18 protein-coding genes and 1 tRNA gene are annotated in these 21,650 nt (G+C 60.1%); 11 read left to right on the top strand and 8 right to left on the bottom strand.

Annotated features, from left to right (window positions below):
- The first annotated feature begins 721 nt into the window (after positions 1-721).
- From HK107_RS09235 to HK107_RS09220, 4 genes are all read left to right on the top strand, one after another.
- A complete protein-coding gene (locus HK107_RS09235; RefSeq protein ID WP_173199011.1) occupies positions 722-1,783 on the top strand; it encodes a Fic family protein in 1,062 nt (353 codons plus the stop codon).
- A 382-nt stretch (positions 1,784-2,165) separates the two neighbouring features.
- Complete coding sequence (locus HK107_RS09230; protein ID WP_408636688.1) at positions 2,166-2,804, top strand: N-6 DNA methylase; 639 nt, start codon at positions 2,166-2,168, stop codon at positions 2,802-2,804.
- A complete protein-coding gene (locus tag HK107_RS15990) occupies positions 2,797-4,380 on the top strand; it encodes an Eco57I restriction-modification methylase domain-containing protein (RefSeq protein WP_173199007.1) in 1,584 nt (527 codons plus the stop codon). Before HK107_RS09230 ends, HK107_RS15990 begins: the two co-directional genes overlap by 8 nt.
- 43 nt (positions 4,381-4,423) lie before the next feature.
- The gene (locus tag HK107_RS09220) at positions 4,424-6,946 is read left to right on the top strand and encodes a DEAD/DEAH box helicase family protein (protein WP_198912380.1); all 2,523 of its coding nucleotides are present in this window, start codon (positions 4,424-4,426) and stop codon (positions 6,944-6,946) included.
- 304 nt (positions 6,947-7,250) lie between these two features.
- Here HK107_RS09220 and HK107_RS09215 read toward each other — a convergent pair whose 3' ends face one another.
- The 6 genes from HK107_RS09215 to arsB form a co-directional block, all read right to left on the bottom strand.
- Positions 7,251-8,675 carry a DUF6538 domain-containing protein gene (locus HK107_RS09215; protein WP_173199003.1) on the bottom strand — a complete coding sequence of 475 codons (1,425 nt, stop codon included), beginning with the start codon at positions 8,673-8,675 and terminating at the stop codon, positions 7,251-7,253.
- A 291-nt stretch (positions 8,676-8,966) separates the two neighbouring features.
- A tRNA-Arg gene (locus HK107_RS09210) sits at positions 8,967-9,043 on the bottom strand.
- 63 nt (positions 9,044-9,106) lie between these two features.
- Complete coding sequence (locus tag HK107_RS09205; RefSeq protein ID WP_173199001.1) at positions 9,107-9,850, bottom strand: ion transporter; 744 nt, start codon at positions 9,848-9,850, stop codon at positions 9,107-9,109.
- Positions 9,851-9,932: 82 nt separating this feature from the next.
- The gene (locus HK107_RS09200; protein ID WP_173198999.1) at positions 9,933-10,439 is read right to left on the bottom strand and encodes a DsrE family protein; all 507 of its coding nucleotides are present in this window, start codon (positions 10,437-10,439) and stop codon (positions 9,933-9,935) included.
- A 65-nt stretch (positions 10,440-10,504) separates the two neighbouring features.
- On the bottom strand, positions 10,505-10,924 hold the full coding sequence (gene arsC / locus HK107_RS09195; protein ID WP_173198997.1) for an arsenate reductase (glutaredoxin): 420 nt from the start codon (positions 10,922-10,924) through the stop codon (positions 10,505-10,507).
- Positions 10,921-11,970 carry an ACR3 family arsenite efflux transporter gene (arsB, locus tag HK107_RS09190; RefSeq protein WP_173198995.1) on the bottom strand — a complete coding sequence of 350 codons (1,050 nt, stop codon included), beginning with the start codon at positions 11,968-11,970 and terminating at the stop codon, positions 10,921-10,923. Before arsB ends, arsC begins: the two co-directional genes overlap by 4 nt.
- A 137-nt stretch (positions 11,971-12,107) precedes the next feature.
- On the opposite strand from arsB, the gene HK107_RS09185 reads away from it, so the two are divergent.
- The 6 genes from HK107_RS09185 (at position 12,108) to HK107_RS09160 (ending at position 18,889) form a co-directional block, all read left to right on the top strand.
- Positions 12,108-12,452 (top strand): ArsR/SmtB family transcription factor, encoded by a 345-nt coding sequence (locus tag HK107_RS09185; protein ID WP_173198993.1) that lies wholly within the window; start codon positions 12,108-12,110, stop codon positions 12,450-12,452.
- Positions 12,453-12,516: 64 nt separating this feature from the next.
- Positions 12,517-13,182 (top strand): ribulose-phosphate 3-epimerase, encoded by a 666-nt coding sequence (rpe, locus tag HK107_RS09180; protein ID WP_173198991.1) that lies wholly within the window; start codon positions 12,517-12,519, stop codon positions 13,180-13,182.
- Between the two features lie 119 nt (positions 13,183-13,301).
- The gene (locus HK107_RS09175) at positions 13,302-14,516 is read left to right on the top strand and encodes a UDP-N-acetylglucosamine 4,6-dehydratase family protein (RefSeq protein ID WP_173198989.1); all 1,215 of its coding nucleotides are present in this window, start codon (positions 13,302-13,304) and stop codon (positions 14,514-14,516) included.
- A gap of 406 nt (positions 14,517-14,922) precedes the next feature.
- Complete coding sequence (gene purH / locus HK107_RS09170) at positions 14,923-16,485, top strand: bifunctional phosphoribosylaminoimidazolecarboxamide formyltransferase/IMP cyclohydrolase (protein WP_173198987.1); 1,563 nt, start codon at positions 14,923-14,925, stop codon at positions 16,483-16,485.
- A gap of 37 nt (positions 16,486-16,522) precedes the next feature.
- On the top strand, positions 16,523-17,947 hold the full coding sequence (locus HK107_RS09165) for a Glu/Leu/Phe/Val family dehydrogenase (RefSeq protein WP_173198985.1): 1,425 nt from the start codon (positions 16,523-16,525) through the stop codon (positions 17,945-17,947).
- Between the two features lie 27 nt (positions 17,948-17,974).
- The gene (locus HK107_RS09160) at positions 17,975-18,889 is read left to right on the top strand and encodes an AEC family transporter (protein WP_173198983.1); all 915 of its coding nucleotides are present in this window, start codon (positions 17,975-17,977) and stop codon (positions 18,887-18,889) included.
- Positions 18,890-19,081: 192 nt separating this feature from the next.
- Here the strand turns inward: HK107_RS09160 and HK107_RS09155 are convergent, their stop codons facing one another.
- Positions 19,082-20,038, bottom strand: a complete 957-nt coding sequence (locus tag HK107_RS09155) for an Hsp33 family molecular chaperone (RefSeq protein ID WP_173198981.1) — start codon at positions 20,036-20,038, stop codon at positions 19,082-19,084.
- A 5-nt stretch (positions 20,039-20,043) separates the two neighbouring features.
- A complete protein-coding gene (locus HK107_RS09150; RefSeq protein ID WP_173198980.1) occupies positions 20,044-20,904 on the bottom strand; it encodes an ABC transporter permease in 861 nt (286 codons plus the stop codon).
- 231 nt (positions 20,905-21,135) lie between these two features.
- On the opposite strand from HK107_RS09150, the gene HK107_RS09145 reads away from it, so the two are divergent.
- Positions 21,136-21,633: a GcrA family cell cycle regulator gene (locus HK107_RS09145; RefSeq protein ID WP_173198978.1), complete on the top strand. Its 498-nt coding sequence runs from the start codon at positions 21,136-21,138 to the stop codon at positions 21,631-21,633.
- The last annotated feature ends 17 nt before the right edge of the window (positions 21,634-21,650 follow it).

Here is a 21,650-nt window from a genome sequence, read left to right as displayed (position 1 = left end):
TTTTGCGATGTGAGCCGGTTGAGTGCTGCCCGCGTATCTCAGGCGCACCCCTACTGCGCCCCGGACGTAACCCACCCACCCTTTGGAAAAGAGATCTCCCAGCGCCACAGAGTGGCGAGCGCTCCAGGGCTGATGTTGAGCAACGGCTAGTCCGAAAGCACTATTTCAGTCCAAAAACACGGTGTCTGCATCGACAGCGCGTTTCGGAGACAATCCGTATCCGGCATAGCCGTTGCGAATGCGGGTCTAGCGCCATGCCCGGATACGACGCGCCAAAGCGGCTCGGTTTCGCGGATTTGCCCTCAAACCCGGGCGCAGACTTGCTTTGAGGGCCCCAGGCACCCTGTGCGTTGTGTGTGATCAGGCCAGGGCGGCCCCTGGCCGTTCTTGAGAGGTCCACCTGCTTCTCTCTATGGGCCCCTAAGAGCGCCCCTTCCCAGGCAATGGGCCCGAGCAGATCCGGTCTCCTTTTTTCGCTCCCACTACCCCTCTGAGCGCCCTCAGGCGGGCAACCCTCGGCCAGCCTCCGGCCCCGAGGAAGGGCGGCAGGCCACCGCTTCGGTAGGACGGTATAGAAGATCGAGCAGAACATGGACCCCGAAGCGGTGACCGGCCGTCCGCTCCGGGGCCACCATAGAGCCAGAATGTAGCCCTGCCGCCCGCGATCCCGTTGAGGTATTTTCGGGTATATATGGGTATAAAATTCGGGTATCTTGGGGGGATGATCGACCCCCAGCTCCTTCTTTCGGCGGACCTCGTGAAGCTCGTTGCCGAGATCGACGAGTTCAAAGGCCGATGGGCGGCTTTAGGCCAGCTCTCCCCCGAACGCCTTACCGCGTTGAGGAAAGTCGCCACCGTCGAAAGCGTCGGCTCCTCCACCAGGATCGAGGGCGCAAAGCTTACCGACGCCCAGGTCGAAACGCTCCTGGCGAACCTCGAAGCGGGGTCCTTCACCTCCCGCGATGAGCAGGAAGTGGCGGGCTATGCCGAGGCGATGGACCTCGTCTTCGAGGCCTATGACGACCTCCGCCCGACGGAGAGCACCATCCGCCAGCTGCACCACGTGCTTCTTCGGCACAGCTTCCGCGACGAGCGTCACCGGGGGCTCTACAAGGCCCTGACGAACAACATCGTCGCCCTCGATGCGGACGGGAAACAGGTCGGCATCCTCTTCGAAACGAGCCCGCCTTTCGCGACCCCGAAGGAGATGGAGGATCTCGTCGCCTGGACCGACAAGGCGTTCCGCGAGGAGGCGCTTCACCCCCTCCTGATCACGGCGGTATTCGTCGTCACCTTCCTCGCGATCCACCCCTTCCAGGACGGCAATGGCCGCCTCAGCCGGGTCCTGACGACGCTTCTCCTGCTGCGCTCGGGCTACGAATACGCGCCCTACGCGTCCCTCGAAAGCGTCATCGAGGACAACAAGGAGCAGTATTACAAAGCCCTCCGCCGGACGCAGATCACGCTCGCGAACCGGGAGCCCGACTGGACCCCATGGGTGGGGTTCTTCCTCCGCTGCTTGAAGCGCCAGAAGGACAATCTCGAACGGCGATTAGAGGCTGAAGCGCCCCGGCGGAAGGGGGAGGAGCGGAGCGATCTGCCGACCCTATCGCTGCAGATCCTGGCCGAACTCGACAAGCACGGACGGCGCACGATCAGCGAGCTTGTCGAGGGGACCGGGGCGAACCGGAACACGGTGAAAGTGCGGCTGCGGGAGCTGGTCGGCGCTGCCTTGGTCGAGCAACATGGGAGGGGTAAGGGTACGTGGTACAAGCGACCATAGTATCGGCGCGAAGGTCGGGCTGTGTCACACGTCGGATTGCCCTTTTCGCGCGAGGGCAATTGCCTTATCAATCTGAGTCTTCATGACCTCCCTAGCCAAAAAGCCATCTGTCTTCTCATCCTTACGTGCCGCAGCTGGTCTTTCGCCTGAAAGCGCTGCCGAGGAGTTCGGGCTTCCGTTATCAACGGTTTGTCAGTGGGAAGATGGCTCGATTGAGCCGCCGGAACGTGTTCTCCGCTCGCTTGAAGTGCTTGAACGCTTCCACGAAGCTGAGAGGGCCAATGGCTCCGTAGATGAGATGCCCAAGGATGGCGCGCCGCAAACAGCGCCGTCCGCAGGAAGCGGTCATCGGGAAAAACCGAACGGCCCAGGCTCGGACCTCATCAAGTCAAAACAGCGGGTAGCGGATCACGGTGAGGTTTTCACGCCGCCCTGGCTGGTTGAGAAGATGCTGGACCTGGTGAAGGGCGAGGCCGAGAGGATCGACTCCCGTTTCTTAGAGCCCGCATGTGGCAGCGGAAACTTCCTGGTCCCGGTGCTTCAGCGCAAGCTAGCATCGGTTGAGGTCAAGTACGGAAAGTCAGATTTCGCAAAACGGCACTATGCATTGCTCGCCCTAGCGAGCTTGTACGGAGTCGAGCTCCTGTCGGACAACATAACCGAATGCCGCGCAAATATGCTGGGGGTATTCGCCCAGTATCTCGGACTTCAGCCTACAGATGAACTTTATCGTGCGGCATCACACATCCTCGCCCTCAATCTAATCCATGGGGACGCAATGACGATGACTTCCGCCGATGGCGAGCCAATCACCGTTGTCGAGTGGAGCTCCATCGGGAATGGAAAGTTTAACCGGCGCGATTTTCGGCTCGACGTACTGATAGGCATGTCTCGGTTTCAAGAGGAGCGCTCTCTCTTCTCGGGCCTCGGTAGCCACGAGATCTTTCAACCGACTGCCAACTACCCGCCGATGACAGTCACCGATCTCGCAGCGAAAGACGATCAGGTGTCGCGTGATTGAGGAATCCGAATTCGCTCTTAAGGGCCGCAACCCGGATGTGCTGAGCTGCATCGCCAATCTCTCTAACGACGAGGTCTTTACGCCACCTGACTTTGCTAATCGCATGCTCGACTCCGTGGCAGAGGTTTGGGCAGCGAATAACGATGGCGCGGACATCTGGACGAATAGCGAGATTACCTTTCTTGACCCGTGCACCAAGTCCGGTGTCTTCTTGCGCGAAATTGCGAAGCGTCTAATTAAAGGATTAGAACCTGAGATTCCTGACTTGCAACAGCGAGTTGACCATATCTTGACCCAGCAGGTTTTTGGTATCGGGATCACCCAACTCACCGCACTGCTAGCACGTCGTAGCCTCTACTGCTCGAAGCACGCTTCCGGCCTCCATTCAATCTCACAAGCGTTTACTGATGATGCTGGAAATATTTGGCACGAGCGAATGGAGCATACTTGGCAGAGCGGAAAGTGCATATTCTGCGGAGCCAAGGAAAGCCGCCTATCTCGCGGCGGAGAAGCGGAAACACATGCATACCCATTTATCCACGCCGATAGTATCGCGGCGCGAATGGACGAGATTTTTGGAGAGAGCATGAAATTCGATGTTATAATCGGGAACCCTCCATATCAACTGGCAAGTGATGGAGGCACGCGCGATGTTCCAATCTACCATCGTTTTGTGGACCAGGCTAAAAGTCTTGAACCACGTTTGCTTACAATGATTATTCCATCACGTTGGATGGCGAGCGGCTTAGGTTTGAATGAATTTCGCCAGACAATGCTCAGTGATAAACGCATTCGACAATTAGTCGATTTTCCTAATGCCGCCGAGATATTTCCGTCCGTAGGAATAAATGGTGGCGCATGCTACTTCCTTTGGGACTCGCAATACTCTGGAAGCTGCGAGTTTACCAGCGTAAGGTCTGGTGATTCTATTGGGCCGAGTAAACGCGATCTTGATGAATTCGACGTTCTTGTTCGAGACAGCCGCGCAGTTGAGATTTTGCGAAAGGTGCTTGTGCATGAAGAACCTTCTGTGAATGCCATACTTGCTCGCGATAAAGAATTTGGTTGGACTTCAAATTTTGCTGGCTTTCACCAACAAGAACGTGAAGGGGATGTGCCTCTGCACTATATCCGCAAGATGAAACGATTAGTTGGTTATATTGAACGCGGGAACGTATCCAAGAGTGAGAATTTAATCGATACGTGGAAGGTCCTAGTTCCAGCGGTGGGTTCAGGTCGCGAGCGAGAGAAGAGTGGAATCGACCTTGTGCTGGGTCCTTCAATGATTGCGCCCTCACCGTCTGTTTGCACGCAATCGTTTCTGTTCTTCTTTCTATCATCGGAAAGTGAGGCGAAAAGTCTTCAGTCTTACTATACGACCCGATTTTTTCGGTATTTAGTATCGCTTCGAAAGATCTCGCAGCACGCTACGCACTCAACTTACCAATGGGTACCTATGCAGACTTGGGATAGAGTCTGGACGGATGATGCACTCTATACAAAATATGGATTTGATTCGAGTGAGATTGCTTTGATCGAAAGTCTGATCCGCCCCATGGAAGTGCCCGTTGAATAGTCCCTCGATCGACGCAATCCTCGCCCCGAGACCGGAAGGGCGGTTGCGCATATACGCCTGGTCACCGAATGATCCGCCCAAAGACTACCTCGGCCTAATTAAGGTCGGACAAACAACTCAGGAAAACGTCAATGATCGTATTCGCCAGTCGCAGGGCCAGATGCAACACGCGTACACGCTGCATACAGATGTAAATACCTTCGCCGAGCGCAGAGATGGTTCGACATTCCGCGATAGCGATATTCGGCAAAGACTGGTGGACAAGGGCTTCGCAAATGTCGTGCGGGGGTCATCGCGCGAATGGATACAGTGCGCGCCTGAGGACGTGAAGAGCGCGATAATCGAGCTGCAGCAAGGCCTACGGTTCGAAGCGTCGCGTGACCAGCACTTTGCGATGCGAAGCGAGCAAGCGGATGCGGTCAAGCAAACCTTCGACTACTACCAGTCGCGGTGGACAGAAGATCCGAAGGCCGTTCCACGCTTCCTCTGGAACGCTAAGATGCGCTTTGGGAAGACGTTTACCAGCTACCAACTCGCGAAGACATTGAATGCTAGGCGCGTGCTGGTGGTCACGTTCAAACCCGCTGTCGAGGATGCCTGGCAGTCAGACCTTGAAGGCCATGTCGATTTCGATGGATGGCGGTATGTTTCCCAAAAGACCGATGGCAATCCGCTCGAAGTGCCAGCCGATACGCCGATGGTCTATTTCGGCTCGTTCCAGGACTTGCTCGGCAAGGACGGGAAGAGCGTCAAGAAGAAAAATGAGTGGATCCACGCGATCAACTGGGACTTGGTCGTCTTCGATGAATACCATTTCGGAGCCTGGCGCGATTCTGCAAAGGAGCTGTTCGAAGGCGAAGATGAAACGGTCGCCAAGCAAGAGATCGAGCAGGAATTTACCAGCAGCCTCGACAAGGTGAACGATCAGCTCGACGTGGTGGGCGATAACGAAGGGCTGTTTCTTCCGATCACCACGCGGGCATATCTATATCTGTCCGGAACACCATTCAAGGCACTGGCTACAGGGGAGTTCATCGAAGAGCAGATTTTTAATTGGACGTATACCGACGAGCAGCGAGCGAAGGCGAAGTTCTCCGAGGAACACCCCGACAAACGCAACCCCTATGGTGCGTTACCGCAGATGCGTCTCCTGACCTACCAGATGCCCGAGGAGCTACTATCAATCGCCAGCGGCGGCGAATTTGATGAGTTTGACTTAAACGAGTTTTTCAAAGCGTCTGGAGAGGGCGTTCTGGCGACGTTCTCCCACAAAAATGAAGTCCAGAAGTGGCTCAATATCATTCGTGGTTCCGGCGAGTCTCAGGCGATTGAGAGTCTGAGATCAGGTAGCAAACCTCCCTGGCCTTACTCTGACGTCCGACTCCTGCCGTACCTCAATCACGCGTTCTGGTTCCTACCGAACGTCGCCGCTTGCCACGCCATGAAGAACCTATTGGAGGAGAGGCAGAACACTTTCTGGCACGATTATGAGGTGATCGTTTCCGCAGGCTCAGACGCAGGAGTTGGCCTCGACGCTCTCCCCCCTGTTCGAGAGGCGATAGGCAGCGGGCACGATACCAAAACAATCACTTTGTCATGTGGCAAGCTGACGACAGGCGTAACTGTGAAGCAGTGGTCCTCAATTCTGATGCTTCGTAATCTCAAGTCGCCCGAAACATATTTTCAGGCGGCTTTTCGAGTACAGTCACCGTGGTCGATTTCCAATCCTGACGGTGATGATCCGAACCGAGAAGACGTGTTGAAACCAGCATGCTTTGTTTTTGATTTCGCTCCAACTCGCGCACTACGCCAGCTTTCAGACTATGGCATCGGACTGTCACCCGGTGAATCAAATCCCGAAAAAGCAGTAGCCGATTTGGTCTCGTTCCTACCTGTGCTCGCCTACGATGGGGCGAGGATGGTTCAGGTAGACGCTGGTGGCATCCTCGATATCGCGATGTCTGGCACGTCTGCCACGCTTCTTGCTCGCAAGTGGGAGTCCGCGATGTTGGTCAACGTGGACAACGACACCCTGCGGCGGGTGATGGATAGCAAAGATGCTATGGCAGCTGTCGAACGCATCGAGGGTTGGCGAGCCCTCGGCGACAATGTCATCGAGACGATTGTTAACAAAAGTGACAAGGTCAAGGAGCTGAAGAAGAAGGAACGCGACGGAGAGCTTTCGAAGAAAGAGAAAAAAGAGCTTACCGCGGAGGAAAAAGAATACAAATCCATGAGAAAGAAGGTTCAGGAGAAACTGATCAAATTTGCTACTCGCATTCCTGCCTTCATGTATCTGACAGACTTTCGAGAGAATGCGCTTGTCGACGTCATCACGAAAATTGAGCCGGAGCTCTTCCTAACGGTCACTGGCCTGACCGTGGCTGATTTTAACTTGTTGGTTGATCTTAAGGTGTTCAATACCGAGAGGATGAATGCCGCTGTCTTCGCATTTCGGCGCTACGAAGACGCCTCTCTCAGCTACACGGGGATCGATAGCCACGAAGGCCTGACCCGCCTCGGTGGATACGATACCGTAGTTGGTAAGGATGCAGTTTCTCAGTAATCGCGACCCGTCCATGCCTGCCTTTCATTCCGGGCATTGCCGGAAAGCGGAAGCCGGTGTTTCGTACCAGCGACTTTGTCGGGCTGCTCCAGTTCGCTAAGCCGGTGTTGCTTTCCTGCCCGATCCGCTCCCCACAGGAGCAACACCATGACCAACCCCGACCCCAAACTCCACCGCGCCCGCGATGTTGCCGCCGGTCTTGTCCAGTCTTTCGGCGAGAGCTTCTGGCCTGTGTTCGAACTGCTCGACGATGAGGTCGAGCGCATCGAAGCGCGGCGGCGGCGCCTCGATGGTCTTTGCAGGCCTACGCCTCTTCGACCGAAACTGAGCGGTCGATCTCAGAGAACAGGCTCTCCGAAAACGGGTGAGCTATTTTGAGGAGCTCGTCGCGGCGATAGGCCAGCGAGCCGCCATCTCCATAGGCGGGGCGGCTCGTCTTGTGCCCCATCAGGAGGCAGCGGAGACCGAAGTCGATGTTGGCCTCCTGCATCCTCTTTTCGAAGGCGTGGCGGAAGGAGTAGATGACGTGATTGGGCGTCGGGAAGAGACCTCTGTTCCGAAATGCCTTCACCACCGACGCCGAGAACAGGTTGTTCTTGTCCCGATAGTGCGGGAACCCGCCGGGCATCCGCTTCGCGGCTTCGAGCGAGACCCCCACCAGCGGAATGTCCCTGATCGAGGTCTCTGTCTTGATCTCGCGGCCCTCCTTCGCGCGGATCGAGATGTGCGGGACAACGTGGCCCAGATGGAAGTCTTCCGGGTCGAGATTCATGATCTCCGACGGACGGCACCCCGTTTCGATCAGCATCAAGACGATCACCTGGAGCTGCGGGTTGAGACCGCTAAGCGCTCCCGGCTCCAGAATTCTCGTTCGTACCCATTCGTTCTCGAAGGCAGGAACCTCGGTGCGCGTTTTTGCCTTGAAGCGTATCCCGCGGAAGGGGTTCGTCCGTTCCTGACCGACATGCTCGAAGTAGGACTGATAGAGCGTCCGCATGTCACCGATCGCTCGGTTCGCGGTGGCTGGTTTCAGGCTTTGAGAGCCGTCGGCTTGGGGAAGCAATCGTTCCGCCCACCACTTCTTATAGTCGATGGCGTGCTCCCTGGTGATGGCTTCCATGGAGATATCGCCGATCACCTGTATGAAGTAGCCGATCGATCGCTTCTTAGTGTTGAGCCAGACCTCCTTCTGGGCGGGCGACTTTCCGTATTGGGCGTCGAAGGCGATGTCTTCGAGGTAGAGTTTGAATGCATCGGAGACCCTGACATCGGGGACTGGGACAGCCCCTAGAAGAGCCTCAGCGGTTTCTCGGTGCGCCCTGATCGAACGCTTCGGGCCGTTCGTATCATTGTCGATGGCGAGAACGCGGGCGACGATCTCTTCGATCTTTCCCTCGTCGATCAGCTCATCCATCGGGCGATAGGTGAAGCCGTAAGCGAGCGCTCTTGCCTGTGCCGCATTGTACCGACGCCGGGCGATTGCGACGCTGGTCCCACTCTTGTCACCTTCGGTTAGGGAGAGTTCGAGGGCTTTCCAAAGCTCCTCATCGGAGTGCGCGAGGGAATCCCTACGCATCCTCGCCATCTCCAGGCTGTCTGTCTTGAGGGCTGTCTTGATCGTCCCGCGAGGGTCGAGGTCGCGGTACTTCTCCGGCACCCGGCGGTAGTAATAATACCGGCCGCTACGTTTCAGAAGGTAGTGGTCGTGCTTGCGTGGAGGCTTAGGCATGGCGCTCTCCTTTCCGGAGAGCGAGACCGAGCGCGGAGCCGAAAGCATGCTCCAGCTTTGAGGCTACTTTAGTGGGAGGCGGATCACAACGCCGCGCGAGGAAGCATGCCCGACCGGTCAGATGTGGGGCTTGGGACCCCGTTTGTGTCTCACCGCTGAGACACAGTGATGTAGACCAGCTTCGTACACCAGATGTGGCCCAAATCGGCCTACATTCGCGTATCGAACCATTTGTGCTCGAGATTTTCCGTTGAAAATCAACGGCTTGGCTAATTTTTGTATAGCAGAAAATGGCGCACCGGGGAGGATTCGAACCCCCGACCCCGTGATTCGTAGTCACGTGCTCTATCCAGCTGAGCTACCGGTGCTGAGCGGCTGCGTATGGCGCAGGGGATCGGCTGATGCAAGCGGATTTGGAGAAGAAAATTCGCCTAATCGGCGTTGTTATCCCCATCGTCATCGGGACGCTTGTGGTCAGGCTGCTCCACGAGGGCGGCAGCGATGAGCCCTGCGGGGATGCCGACGAGACAGAGGCCGATCAGGACGACCAGTCCCGTGAAAGCCTTCCCGCCCGGGGTCACTGGGTAGATGTCGCCGTAGCCCACCGTGGTGAAGGTCGCGACGGCCCACCACATGGCGGCCGGGATGGATGAGAAGGTCTCCGGCTGCGCTTCGCGCTCAAGGAAATAGATGCCCGCCGAGGCGAGGTAGAGAAGTACCATCGACGCTGCGAAGAAGATGATGAACTCCGGCAGGACATCTCGGAAAGCGCGGACCAGGCGCTCCACGCCTTGGTGATATCGGCCGAGCTTGAGAAGCCTGACGAGCCTTAGGAAAAGGAGCGCCCGGAGCGCCTTCAAATCGAGGCCCGCGAGGAGAATTGTCGGCACCACGGCGAGGAAGTCGACGATGCCCCAGAAGCTGAAAAGGTAGCGCCGCTTGCTCTCAGCCGCGGCGATCCTGAGGAGATACTCGATCAGGAAGAGCCCGACGATCAGCTCGTCGAGACGCTCGATCACCCAGAGCTGGCGCTCGGTCCAGACCGTCATCGTCTCGAGCGCCAGGGTCACGAGGGAGAGAAGGATCAGGACCTGAACGCCGATCTCGAAGGCACGGCTGGCCTTGCCCGCCTTGCCCCGGACGATTTCGAGTAGCCGCGATTTCCGGTCGCTCATCCTATCGCCCCTGCCCTGACGCAACGCCGCCAGACTGCCTGTATCATCCCGGCTTGCCCAATCTCGAGCGCAGCGGCGACGATCAGAACGGCATGGAGTGGTAGCCCTCTTCCATGAGGCTCGCGTGGGCGGTCATGGCGGAGAGGGCGACTTCGACGCCTTCGATGAGGGCGCTCTGGGGGACCTGGAGGCCCGCGAGGGACTGGCCGCAGACGATGAAGCGGACGCCTTTGCCCAGAAGCGCTTCGACCATGGCGCGCTGCTCGTTGCGGTCCTCGTTGGTGATGTCGCCTACGGCGCGGCCGTGGATGACGACGACGATGTCGAGGGGTCTTGGGTCGACGCCGCCCTCCCCGTGCATGTTGAGGAAGCGGGCGGCTTTGCCGATGTGCGGGCTCTCGCCCTCTTCCACGGTCTTTGCGACGTCGAAGACGACGCGGAAAGGCTGTCCTTGAGGGGCTTCGAAGCTGGTCTCGACGTCAGCGACCTTGCCGAACTCCGGGAGCACGTTGCCGGGCTCGAAGCCTGGCAGGTCCTGGGCGGCGGCGCTGGCGGAGAGGAAAGCGAGAGCGGAGATGATCGAACGCAAGGCAGGCTCCAGTCTAGGAAGAAACCAGAGCTTTGCCCGCGATCAGGCGGCTGGCAAGCGCCGCGTCAGGTGACGCGGTTGCCGTTCTCGTCGATGACCAGCTCACCATCTTCCTTGGCATACGGACCATCAGGCCACTGATCGAGGAGGTCGAGGATCTTCTCCGACGGACGGCACAGCGCGACGCCCTTGGGGCTTGCGACGAGAGGACGGTTCACGAGGACCGGGTGTTCGAGCATCTGCTCAAGAATGTCATGATCGGAGACGCCCTCTTTCAGGAGGCCGAGCTCCGCCGCGGGGGATTTCTTCTCGCGTAGGGCCTCGCGCGGGGTGATCCCCGCAGCGGCGAAGAGCGCGAGGAGCTGGGGCCGGGTCCAGCCTTCCTTGAGGTACTCAATGACGACAGGCTCATAGCCTGCATCGCGGACGATCTTGAGGACGTTGCGGGAGGTGCCGCAGTCGGGATTGTGGTGGATGACGATCATGGTGCGGATGGTGCTCCTTCGCCGCTGGGCTTTTGATCGAAGCGGTGCCGGGTCCTGTTTGCGAAAGCAACCAGGCTCAGCATCACAGGCACTTCAACGAGGACACCGACGACCGTGGCTAGAGCCGCGGGGCTGCCAAGGCCGTAGAGGCTGATCGCGACAGCCACGGCCAGCTCGAAGAAATTCGAGGTACCAATGAGGGCGCAGGGCGCGGCCACCTTGTGCGGAACTTTGAGAGCGAAGGCTGCGCCATAGGCCACGGCGAAGATGCCGTAGGACTGGATGAGGATCGGGACGGCGATGAGGCCAATGACCAGCGGACGGTCGAGGATCACCTGACCCTGAAAGCCGAAGAGAAGGACCACCGTCAGAAGGAGCCCTGCGGGGCCGACCTTCGAAAGCTTCGATTGGAAAGCCTCCACCCTGCCCTCGCCCTGGCTTTGCAGCGCCTGACGCGTCAGCGCGCCAGCTGTCAGTGGAAGGACGACATAGAGAACGACGGACAGAAGCAGCGTGCCCCAAGGCACGGCGATCTCCGTCACGCCGAGAAGAAAAGCGACGATCGGCGCAAAGGCGACGACCATGATCGCGTCATTCACTGTGACCTGAGCGAGGGTGTAGTTGGGATCACCCTTGGTGAGCTGCGACCAGACAAAGACCATCGCCGTACACGGAGCAGCCCCGAGGAGGATGAGACCTGCGAGGTAGCCCTCTGCATCTTCTGGAGGGATGAGCCCTGAGAAGACGTGGCGGAAGAAGAGGACGCCGAGGGCGGCCATGCTGAAGGGCTTCACCACCCAATTGACGACGAGGGTGACGATGATGCCTTTCGGCTCGCGGACCGCCTGCTTCAGGCCGCTCCACTCGATGCCGAGCATCATGGGGTAAACCATCGCCCAGATGAGAATGGCGACGGGCAGATTGACGGCGAAGAGCTCCATGCCTGCCAGCGCCTCGAAGAACCCGGGCAGGAGCTGGCCAAGGCCGATCCCCGCTGCGATGGCGAGAGCCACCCAGAGGCTCAGATAGCGTTCGAACTTACCCATGGCGGTGCCGCTCAGTCTCGTTCGCGGCGCTGCTAGGCGGGTCTTTTCCTAATTTCAAGAACTGTTGAACAGTTGTGGAGATCCGGCTTGCATCTCTACCGGTTGCAATTCGCATCCGCCGAGCGCACCTAGCGAACATGGATGAAAATCAAGACATTCTGGTCACGCGCCTCGGTGCCCTCGCCCAGCAGACCCGTCTTTCCGTGTTCCGCTCCCTCATGTCGGCCGGGCCGCAGGGGATCAGCGCTGGGAAGATCGCAAGGGATCTGGGCGTCGCGCCTAATACGCTCAGCGCGCACCTCAACGTCCTGAGCCGTTCAGGGCTCGTGACCCAGCGGCGCGACGGGCGGAGCATCATCTATTCGGTGGTGCTGTCCGCGGTGACGGAAATGGTCGACGGCCTCGTGAATGACTGCTGCGGGGGCCATCCTGAGGCCTGCGCTCCACTCTCCGGGGTCAGCAGCCAGGCCTGCGCCGGGTGACAAGGCGGAGAGCGCGACGGAGTCCCCCTTGGCGCGGGAACCGAAGAAGCGTAGCGCGCGCCCTATGAAGACGCTGATCAGCCCCTCCATTCTCGCCTCGGACTTCGCCAAGCTTGGCGACGAAGTGCGTGCCATCGACGAAGCCGGTGCCGACATGGTGCATCTCGACATCATGGACGGCCATTTCGTGCCGAACCTCACTGTCGGTCCTGACGTCGTGAAGGCGCTGCGCCCATACTCCGCCAAGACCTTCGATGTGCACCTGATGATCATGCCGAACCCCGGCATCGTCGCGAGCTTCGCAGAGGCTGGCGCGGACATCATATCCGTCCATCCCGAGGCTGATCCGAACATCCACCGCTCGCTCCAGAACATCAGGAGCCTTGGCAAGAAATCCGGTGTCGCGATCAACCCCGGCACGCCGCTCGAAGCGCTCGAGCCTCTTTATGAGCTGGCCGACCTCATCCTCGTCATGTCGGTGAACCCCGGCTTTGGCGGGCAGAAATTCATTCCGGCCTCACTCGGCCGCATCCGGTCGATCAGGGAGAGGATCGACCAGCTTGGCCTCGATACAATCATCGAGGTCGATGGCGGCATCAATGACGAGACGGCACCATCGGTGATCGAGGCGGGTGCACACGCCCTGGTCGCTGGAACCGCGGTCTTCCGCTCGCCTCACGGCAGCTACCGGAAGGCCATCGACAATTTACGGTTGAGCGGCAGCGCCTGACATCGCTGTCCCGAGGGAGCGGGGCAACGTCTCTGTCATAAACTGTAGCTAGGCTGTTTTAGTGCTTTGATCGCGCGCGCATTTCGTTAAGGTGCGGTGCGAAGGAGAGGGTCTAAACCATGTTCTGGAAACGCTGGAGCGATCAGACGCAAGGTGCGGACTCTGTGAAGAAAAAGGGTGAGTGCGATATCGACCTCGATTGCGAGGCGCTCCTCAATCGCAAGCCCCGCTCAGTGAACCTCTCCATGACCCGCGAGATGATCAGCGGCCGGAGTGTTCTTGTAACAGGTGCAGGCGGCACGATCGGCAGCGAGCTCTGCCGCCAGATCGCCAAGCTGGGACCTCGGCAACTTATCCTTGCAGATAATGGCGAGTTCAATCTCTACACCATTGAGCGCGAGCTGACCGAAGCCGGCCACGGCGATATGCTCGTGCCGCAGCTCATCGACGTCTGCCAACGCGACCACATCATGGGGCTTTTCAAGCTCTTTAGGCCGTCAGTGGTGCTGCACGCAGCCGCCCTGAAGCACGTACCGATTGTCGAGATGAACCCCTCGGCAGCTGCGCTCGTGAACGTCCTCGGCGCAAAGAACGTCTTTGACGCCTCGACCGAGTTCGGGGCGGAGACGGTGGTGTTCATCTCCACCGACAAGGCCGTGAACCCCTCGTCTTTCATGGGCGCGACCAAGCGCATGGCGGAGCTCTACGCCCAGGCGCTCGACGTTGCGCAGACCGACACGCGGTTCGTCACTGTGCGCTTCGGCAACGTCCTCGGCTCAACGGGGTCCGTTGCGCCGCTTTTCCAGCGGCAGATTGCGATGGGTGGCCCGGTTACCGTCACGCACCCGGACGTGCAGCGCTACTTCATGACGACGCAGGAAGCGTCAAAGCTGGTCCTGAAAGCCGCCTCCCTTGAGTCGGAGAATGGCGTCCTCAGCAATGACGGACGGATCTTCGTTCTCGACATGGGCGAGCCGATCAAGATCGTGACGCTGGCCGAGAAGATGATCGAGGCCGCAGGCTTCAAGCCCTATCAGGACATCGACATCCAGTTCACCAAGCTCCGCCCCGGCGAGAAGCTGTTCGAGGAGATCTTCCACTCCCTCGAAAAGCTGATCCAGACGGGTACGGACGGGGTTCTCCTAGCATCGCCGACCATGATCGACCTGCCGCTGCTCGTGCCGCGCTTCTCGGATGTGATCCGCTTCGCACGGGCTGGCCAGTCGGAGGCTCTGCTTGAGGCGGTCCATCACCTTGTGCCCGAGTTCAAGCCGGACGCACGAACCGAGGCAGCGAAGGCCGCAGCGCAGCAGCCGATCAAGCGCGTCAGCTAGGGCCCAGACCCATTAATCTCCCGAGGTTTGGCGTCCGGTCCCTCGCCCGCTCGGCTAGAAGCTGAGGAGCCGGAATGGTTTGCCCTTTCGGCTCCTCTGCGCCGACGTCCGACGGGCGAGGGACCGGACGTCCGAAGGATCGGGCGGTCTGGCGCTCTGTCGTCGTCGCTGGGCCTTGAAAGGGCTGACCATTCCTGCGGCCCAGCTCCTAGCAAGCGCGCGAGACCACCTCGACCAAATTCGTGAGATTTATGGGTCTGGGCCCTAGATTTTTGGCCGTTTTCGGCCAAGAGCACGAGGCGCTGCGCACGATCAAGGCATAATGCGGCGGGGCTCTTGCGCACGAAAAGTCGCAGGCGGATAAGCGGGACAGATTCTCGATTTTCCAAGGAGCTTTCCGCCCCCGATGACCGCCCGCTTCATGCCGCGCCGTGCCCTTCTTTCCGTCTCTGACAAGAACGGACTGATCCCCTTCGCTGAGAAACTGGCGAGCCACGGCGTGACGCTGCTGTCGACTGGCGGCACGGCGAAGGCGCTGCGCGAGGCCGGCCTCGAAGTGACGGATGTCTCCAAGGTCACCGGCTTCCCCGAGATCATGGATGGCCGCGTGAAGACGCTGCACCCTTCCGTCCACGGAGGTCTTCTTGGGCGCGAGGGCACCGACGATGCCGCGATGGAAGAGCACGGCATCGCGCCGATCGACCTTCTCGTCGTGAACCTCTACCCGTTCGAGGAAAGCGTGAGAAAAGGCGCCGATGAAGCGGGCCTTGTCGAGACGATCGACATTGGCGGCCCGGCGATGATCCGGGCTTCGGCGAAGAACTTCGAACGCGTCACGGTCATCACCGACCCTGAAGACTATGCGCCGCTGCTGGACGAACTCTCCGCAGGCGGAACAACCAAGGCTTTCCGCAAGCAGCAGTCCTCGATCGCTTACGGACGAACGGCGCAGTACGACCTCCTGATCTCTCAGCAGCTTCACGAGGGCGACGCCCCGCCTCGCCGCACAGGCACGGTGGGCCGCATCGCCCAGACCCTCCGCTATGGCGAGAACCCGCACCAGTCCTCCGCCGCCTACCGCACAGCGGAGGAGCGCGCAGGCGTCCTGAACGCCGAGCAACATCAGGGTAAGGAGCTTTCCTACAACAACCTCAACGATACCGATGCGGCCGTCGAGCTGGCAGCAGAGCTGCGGGACGAAGCGGCCGTCGTGATCGTCAAGCACGCCAACCCCTGCGGCGTGGCCCAGGGCCAGAGCATCGCGGACGCCTACAAACGCGCCCTGCGCTGCGACCCCGTCTCGGCCTTTGGCGGTATCATCGCGGCCACCCAACGGATTGACCGTCAGGCTGCTGAAGAGATCACCAAGATCTTCACCGAAGTCGTGATCGCACCGGGCGTTGACGAGGACGCCAAGGAGCTCTTCGCCAAGAAGAAGAACCTCCGCCTCCTTACGATCCCGGAGCTTCCCGATCCTGCCCAGCTGCGCCAGATCCTTAAGCCCATCGCTGGCGGCTTCCTGCACCAGGACCATGACACGGCGCTTTTCGGTGGTGAGCTGAAAACCGTGACCAAGCGCGCGCCGTCCGAGCAGGAACTGGCAGACCTGCGCTTCGCTTTCACCGTCGCCAAGCACGTCAAATCGAACGCCATCGTTTACGCCAAGGACGGCGCGACCGTGGGCATCGGCGCTGGCCAGATGAGCCGCCTCGACTCATCCCGCATCGCTGCGCGCAAGTCTCAGGACGCCGCTGAAGCTGAGGGCCTCTCGGAAGCGCTCGTGAAAGGCTCGGTCGTTGCGTCGGACGCGTTCTTCCCCTTCGCTGATGGCCTTCTCGCAGCAGCTGATGCTGGCGCCACGGCGGTCATCCAGCCCGGCGGATCCATGCGGGATGATGAAGTGATTGCTGCTGCAGATGATGCAGGTCTCGCAATGGTCTTCACCGGAATGCGGCACTTCAGGCACTAATCAACACACAACGATAAAAAATCGGAGGAGACAAAGAATGGCCCTGGACGCAATGGAACGCGAAACGACATTTCGCGAGAGCGTCGACATCATGTTCGACCGCGCAGCAGCGCACCTCGATATCTCCGAGGGGCTGAAGCACAAGATCAAGGTCGCGAACTCGGTCTACGCGGTCCGGTTCGGTGTCCGCCTGCGCGGCGACATCCACACGTTCACGGGCTACAGAGCGGTGCACTCCGAGCACCTCGAGCCGGTCAAGGGCGGCATCCGCTATGCCCTCTCGGTCGACCAGGACGAAGTGGAAGCGCTTGCGGCGCTGATGACCTACAAATGCGCACTGGTTCAGGTGCCGTTCGGCGGTTCGAAAGGCGGTCTCGCCATCAACCCGCGCGATTGGGACGAAGACGAGCTGGAGCGCATCACCCGCCGCTTCACCTATGAGCTGGCCAAGCGCGACCTCATCCATCCGTCACAGAACGTCCCCGCCCCCGACATGGGCACGGGCGAGCGCGAGATGGCATGGATGGCGGACCAGTACCGCCGGATGAACCCGACCGACATCGACGCCGCTGCCTGCGTCACCGGTAAGCCGCTCGGCGCTGGCGGCATCGCTGGCCGGGTCGAAGCGACAGGCCGCGGTGTTCAGTATGCGTTGCAGGAGTTCTTCCGCCACGATGAGGACGTGAAGGACGCCAACATGGACGGCACCCTCGATGGCAAGCGCGTCATCGTTCAGGGCCTTGGCAATGTGGGCTACCACGCCGCGAAGTTCCTCGCCGAAGAAGACGGCTGCAAGATCATCGGCGTGGCCGAGCGTGATGGCGGCATCTGGGACGAGAATGGCATCAACATCGACCAGCTGAAGAACTTCATCGCCAAGACCGGCGGCGTGAAGGGCTATCACCACGGCACCTGCATCTCCGATGGCTCGAAGCTGCTCGAAGAGGATTGCGACATCCTCATCCCGGCTGCGGTCGAAGGTGCCATCTGGCGCGGCAACGCACCGAACGTGAAGGCCAAGCTGATCATCGAAGCCGCAAACGGTCCGATCACGGCGAATGCTGACACGATCCTCCGCGAAAAAGGCGTGATCATCATCCCAGACATGTACGCCAACGCAGGCGGCGTGACCGTCTCCTACTTCGAGTGGGTCAAGAACCTCAGCCACATCCGCTTCGGCCGGATGCAGCGCCGTGAGGACGAGAAGCAGAAGCTGCTGCTTGTCGAAGAGCTCGAGAAGATGACCGGGCAGAAATTCGCGCCGGAGTTCGTCGAAAAGTTCGGTCGGGGTGCTGACGAAATCGACCTCGTTCGCTCAGGTCTCGATGATACGATGCGCAACGCCTACCAGCAGATGCGCCACTATTGGCGTGAGGTGGACGCCATCGAGGATATGCGGACGGCCGCCTACTACACCTCGCTTAAGGACGTCGCAGAGAGCTACCGCTCCTTGGGCCTCTAAGCCCTCAGCACCCGGAGGAGGTGTGACTTGGACGTCTTCTCCGGCCTGATCCCCATCGCGGCGACCATCGCGCTTGGCTGGGTGGTCAGGCGCACGGGGCTGGTGCGCCTAGACCTCTGGGCAGGGATCAACAAGCTCGGATATCTCGTGCTGTTGCCTGCGCTCCTGTTCGTGACGATCGGGCAGGCCAGCCTTGAAGGCATCGCTGCCGGCGGCGTCGTGGTTTCGGCTGTCCTTGGCTTCCTTGCGATGGCGGCGCTGATCGTCATGCTGAAGCCACTCCTACGCACCGATGGACCAAGCTTCACAAGCGTCTTCCAAGGCGGATTGCGCTGGAACGGGTTTGTCATCCTGGCGCTCGCGCAGGTCAGCCTTTCGGTCGATCAGGCGGCGCTGGTCGCGATCATCTTCGGGCCGACGGTGCCGCTCATCAATATCCTTTGCGTTGCGGTTCTCTCCGTATGGGGAGCACACGAGGGGGACGTAAGTGTCTCCCGCGTGGCGTTGCGGATCGTGACCAACCCCCTGATCATCGGATGCGCCGCGGGTGCTGCTGCGATCGCTCTCCCGTGGCTTCAGCCGCCCCTCGTGGTGGCAACGGGAGAGCTGATCGGCAGGGCTGCGTTGCCTCTCATCCTGCTGGCCATCGGTGCGGGGCTCGATTTCTCCGCTATCGGAGCAAAGCCGGGGCTTTTGTCGGCCTCCGTGGTGCTCAAGCTGCTCATAGCGCCTGCCGTATTCCTCGGGATCGGGGTAGCGTTCTCCCTACCGCCCGAAGCACTGGTGGTGCTCGCCGCGATTGGCGGGGCGCCCGGCGCGGCGTCGGCCTACGTGCTGGCGAAGGAGCTGGGCGGGGACGCAGAGCTGATGGCGGGGCACGTGACGGTGACGACGATGCTGGCGTTCGTCAGCCTGCCGTTCTGGATGTGGCTGGTGAGCTAAGGGCGGTTTCTCCAAGCCTGCAGATTTGGACCTCTCCCGAGGGAGAGGGTTTGTGGGCGGAGCTTCGTTCTCTTTTTGTGATGGATCCTGGATCGGGTCCAGGATGACGAAATTGGGGAGGTGGTCTCTCCACCCGTCATCCTGAACTTGATTCAGGATCCATCTGAAGAACTCTCGCGCGAGAGCGCTCCACTATTCAGTAAACCGCTCGCCGCTTTCGTCGAGTTCGAAGCGATAGACCTGACGGCAGAAGTCGCAGGTGACCTCGAGCGCGCCGTCCTCGATCATGTCGTCAATGTCCTCGCGGGTGTATTGCGAGAGGACGTTGGCGATTTTCTCACGATTGCAGGTGCACTCGAAATGCGCCGTAGACGGATCGAAGACGCGCACTCCATCCTCGTGATAGAGGCGGTAGAGAAGCTGCTCCGGCGACACGGTCGGGTCGAGAAGCTCGTCAGGCTTCACCGTCTCGAGGAGGATCGCGGCGCGGTTCCACGCTTCGCGGTCGTCATCTTCCATGAGGACATCTTCGCCGCGCTCACGGCTGCCGCCCTCGCCTGCCATAAACTGAGCCATGATACCGCCAGCACGCCAGGTCTCGCGGCCATGCTCGTCCGTGATCTGACCGACGGCGAGTTCGATGGCGGTGGGGATCTGCTCGGATTGGGCGAAGTAGTTGACCGTCGCCTTGGCGATGGTCGGCCCTTCGAGAGGCACGACGCCCTGGTACCGCTCCATGTCTGCGCCTTGGTCGATGGTCATGACCATGTGACCCTTGCGCAGGAGGAAGTGGAGCTCTGGCCCCTCGGCCTTGCCTGCGATCTCATCGTGACCATCCTGCAGCTTCGCTGTCGCGCGCAGGGCACCGCCGACGGTGTAGTCAGCGACGATCATCGAGACAGGGCCATCGCCCTGCACCTGAAGGATCAGCTTGCCCTCGAACTTGAGGGACGCACCAAGCATCGCGACGAGCGCGGCGGTCTGGCCGACCAGCTCCTTGACGGGCTTCGGGAAGGTGTGACGGCGCAGGAGGTCGTCGATCGCCGGGCCAAGGCGCACGAGCCGGCCGCGGACGGCCGTCTCGCCCACCTGAAAGGGGATCACGACGTCGTCGGTGGGGCCACCGCTCTTGGGCGCTTCGTCGAACATAGGGGTCAGGCTTTCAGTTTGTATCCGCGTTTGAAGAGGACGTAGGTGACCCCGCAGGCCGCCGCTGACAAGGCCAGAGAGATGACAGCTCCTCTAGAAACGGGCGCGTCGCTGACCCCGATAAAGCCGTAGCGGAACCCGTCGATCAGATAGAAGAGCGGGTTAAAGGCAGAGATGTCTGCGACCCAAGCAGGGATACCCTCGCGCTTCACCGAGTAGAACGTGCCCGACAGGAAGGTCAAAGGCGTGATGACGAAGTTGGTGATCAGCGCCAGCTGGTCGAACTTCTCCGCCCACATGCCCGCGATCGCGCCGATAGCGCCGAGCATGATCGAGGCGCAGAGAGCGAAATAGAGGATCGCTGCTACGTTGTGGATCGGGATCGGGCCGCCTGTCAGCGCCATGAAGATGCCGATCGTGAAGGCGGTCACAAGGCCGACCATCAGGCCCCTGACCGCTGCACCCATGACAAAGGCCACGGTCAGCTCGGCAGCCGACAGCGGCGGCATGAGGACATCGACCACCGAGCCCTGCACCTTGCCGATGATCAGGCTGGAGGATGCGTTCTGGAAGGCGTTCGAGAGGACCGCCATCATAATAAGCCCCGGCGGCAGGAAGGCGGCAAAAGCGATCAGCTGGCCTTCCATCTCGGTCTCTCGCCCTGCCCCGAAGGCAACGAGGAACACCGTGAGGTAGAGCATCGTGGTGATGATCGGCGCAAAGACAGTCTGCGCAGCGACCTTCAGATAACGCATCACTTCCTTCTTGAAGAGCGTCCAGAGACCAAGCCAGTTCACCGGCCCGAACCTGCGCTCACCAAAAGCGGGAGCTTCGACCTTGGCTGTGGGGTGCGAATCGCGCGCCATAGGAGACATCCTTCGAAAGGGTTGATGAGCCGCGGTCTATCAGGGTCCGAAAGCAGGATACAGCCGCCCTTGTGGACAAAAACCGCGCTATCAACATCTAGACGTTAATAACTCAGTGAACCTTTATCTTGTGCTTTCGATCTAGAACAGTCACAAAATATGGGAGCGGAGGCAGACGCTTCACCAGATGTGGGGTTCGCCCCCAGGCCGAAACTGATCCGGGAGGAAACGATGGCGTGGACGGAAGAGCGTGTTGAGGAGTTGAAGAAACTTTGGTCGGAAGGCCACTCGGCCAGCCAGATCGCGGCGCGTATGGGCGGGGTGACCCGCAATGCCGTCATCGGCAAGGTCCATCGCCTTGGCCTGTCGGGCAGAGCTGCCCCTGCCAAGCCGAAGACCGTGACCACGGAAGTGCGTGAGGCCGTGGCGACCGCTGCGCCCGAGCGGGAGAGACGGGCACCGGTGCGCAGCGTCCTGCGCGACCTGCCCCCCATCGGCGACTTTGGCAGCGACCGCCTGACGGTCAGCTCTATCGGCACCGACCAGTGCAAATGGCCGATCGGCGATCCGGCGTCGGAAGACTTCCATTTCTGCGGCCAGTCCGCAGGCGGAGGGAAACCCTACTGCGCCTATCACGCGCAACTAGCCTTCCAGCCCTCGACCTCGCGCAGTGCACGGAAGGAGCGCACGGCCCCTGCCTTGCCAAGGCCGATCCGGGCAGTCAGCTGATCTCCAGCAAAGCTTGA

It is taken from the genome of Parvularcula mediterranea, assembly GCF_013085255.1.
Lineage (GTDB): Bacteria > Pseudomonadota > Alphaproteobacteria > Caulobacterales > Parvularculaceae > Parvularcula > Parvularcula mediterranea.
This window is presented reverse-complemented; position numbering and strand designations above follow the sequence as displayed.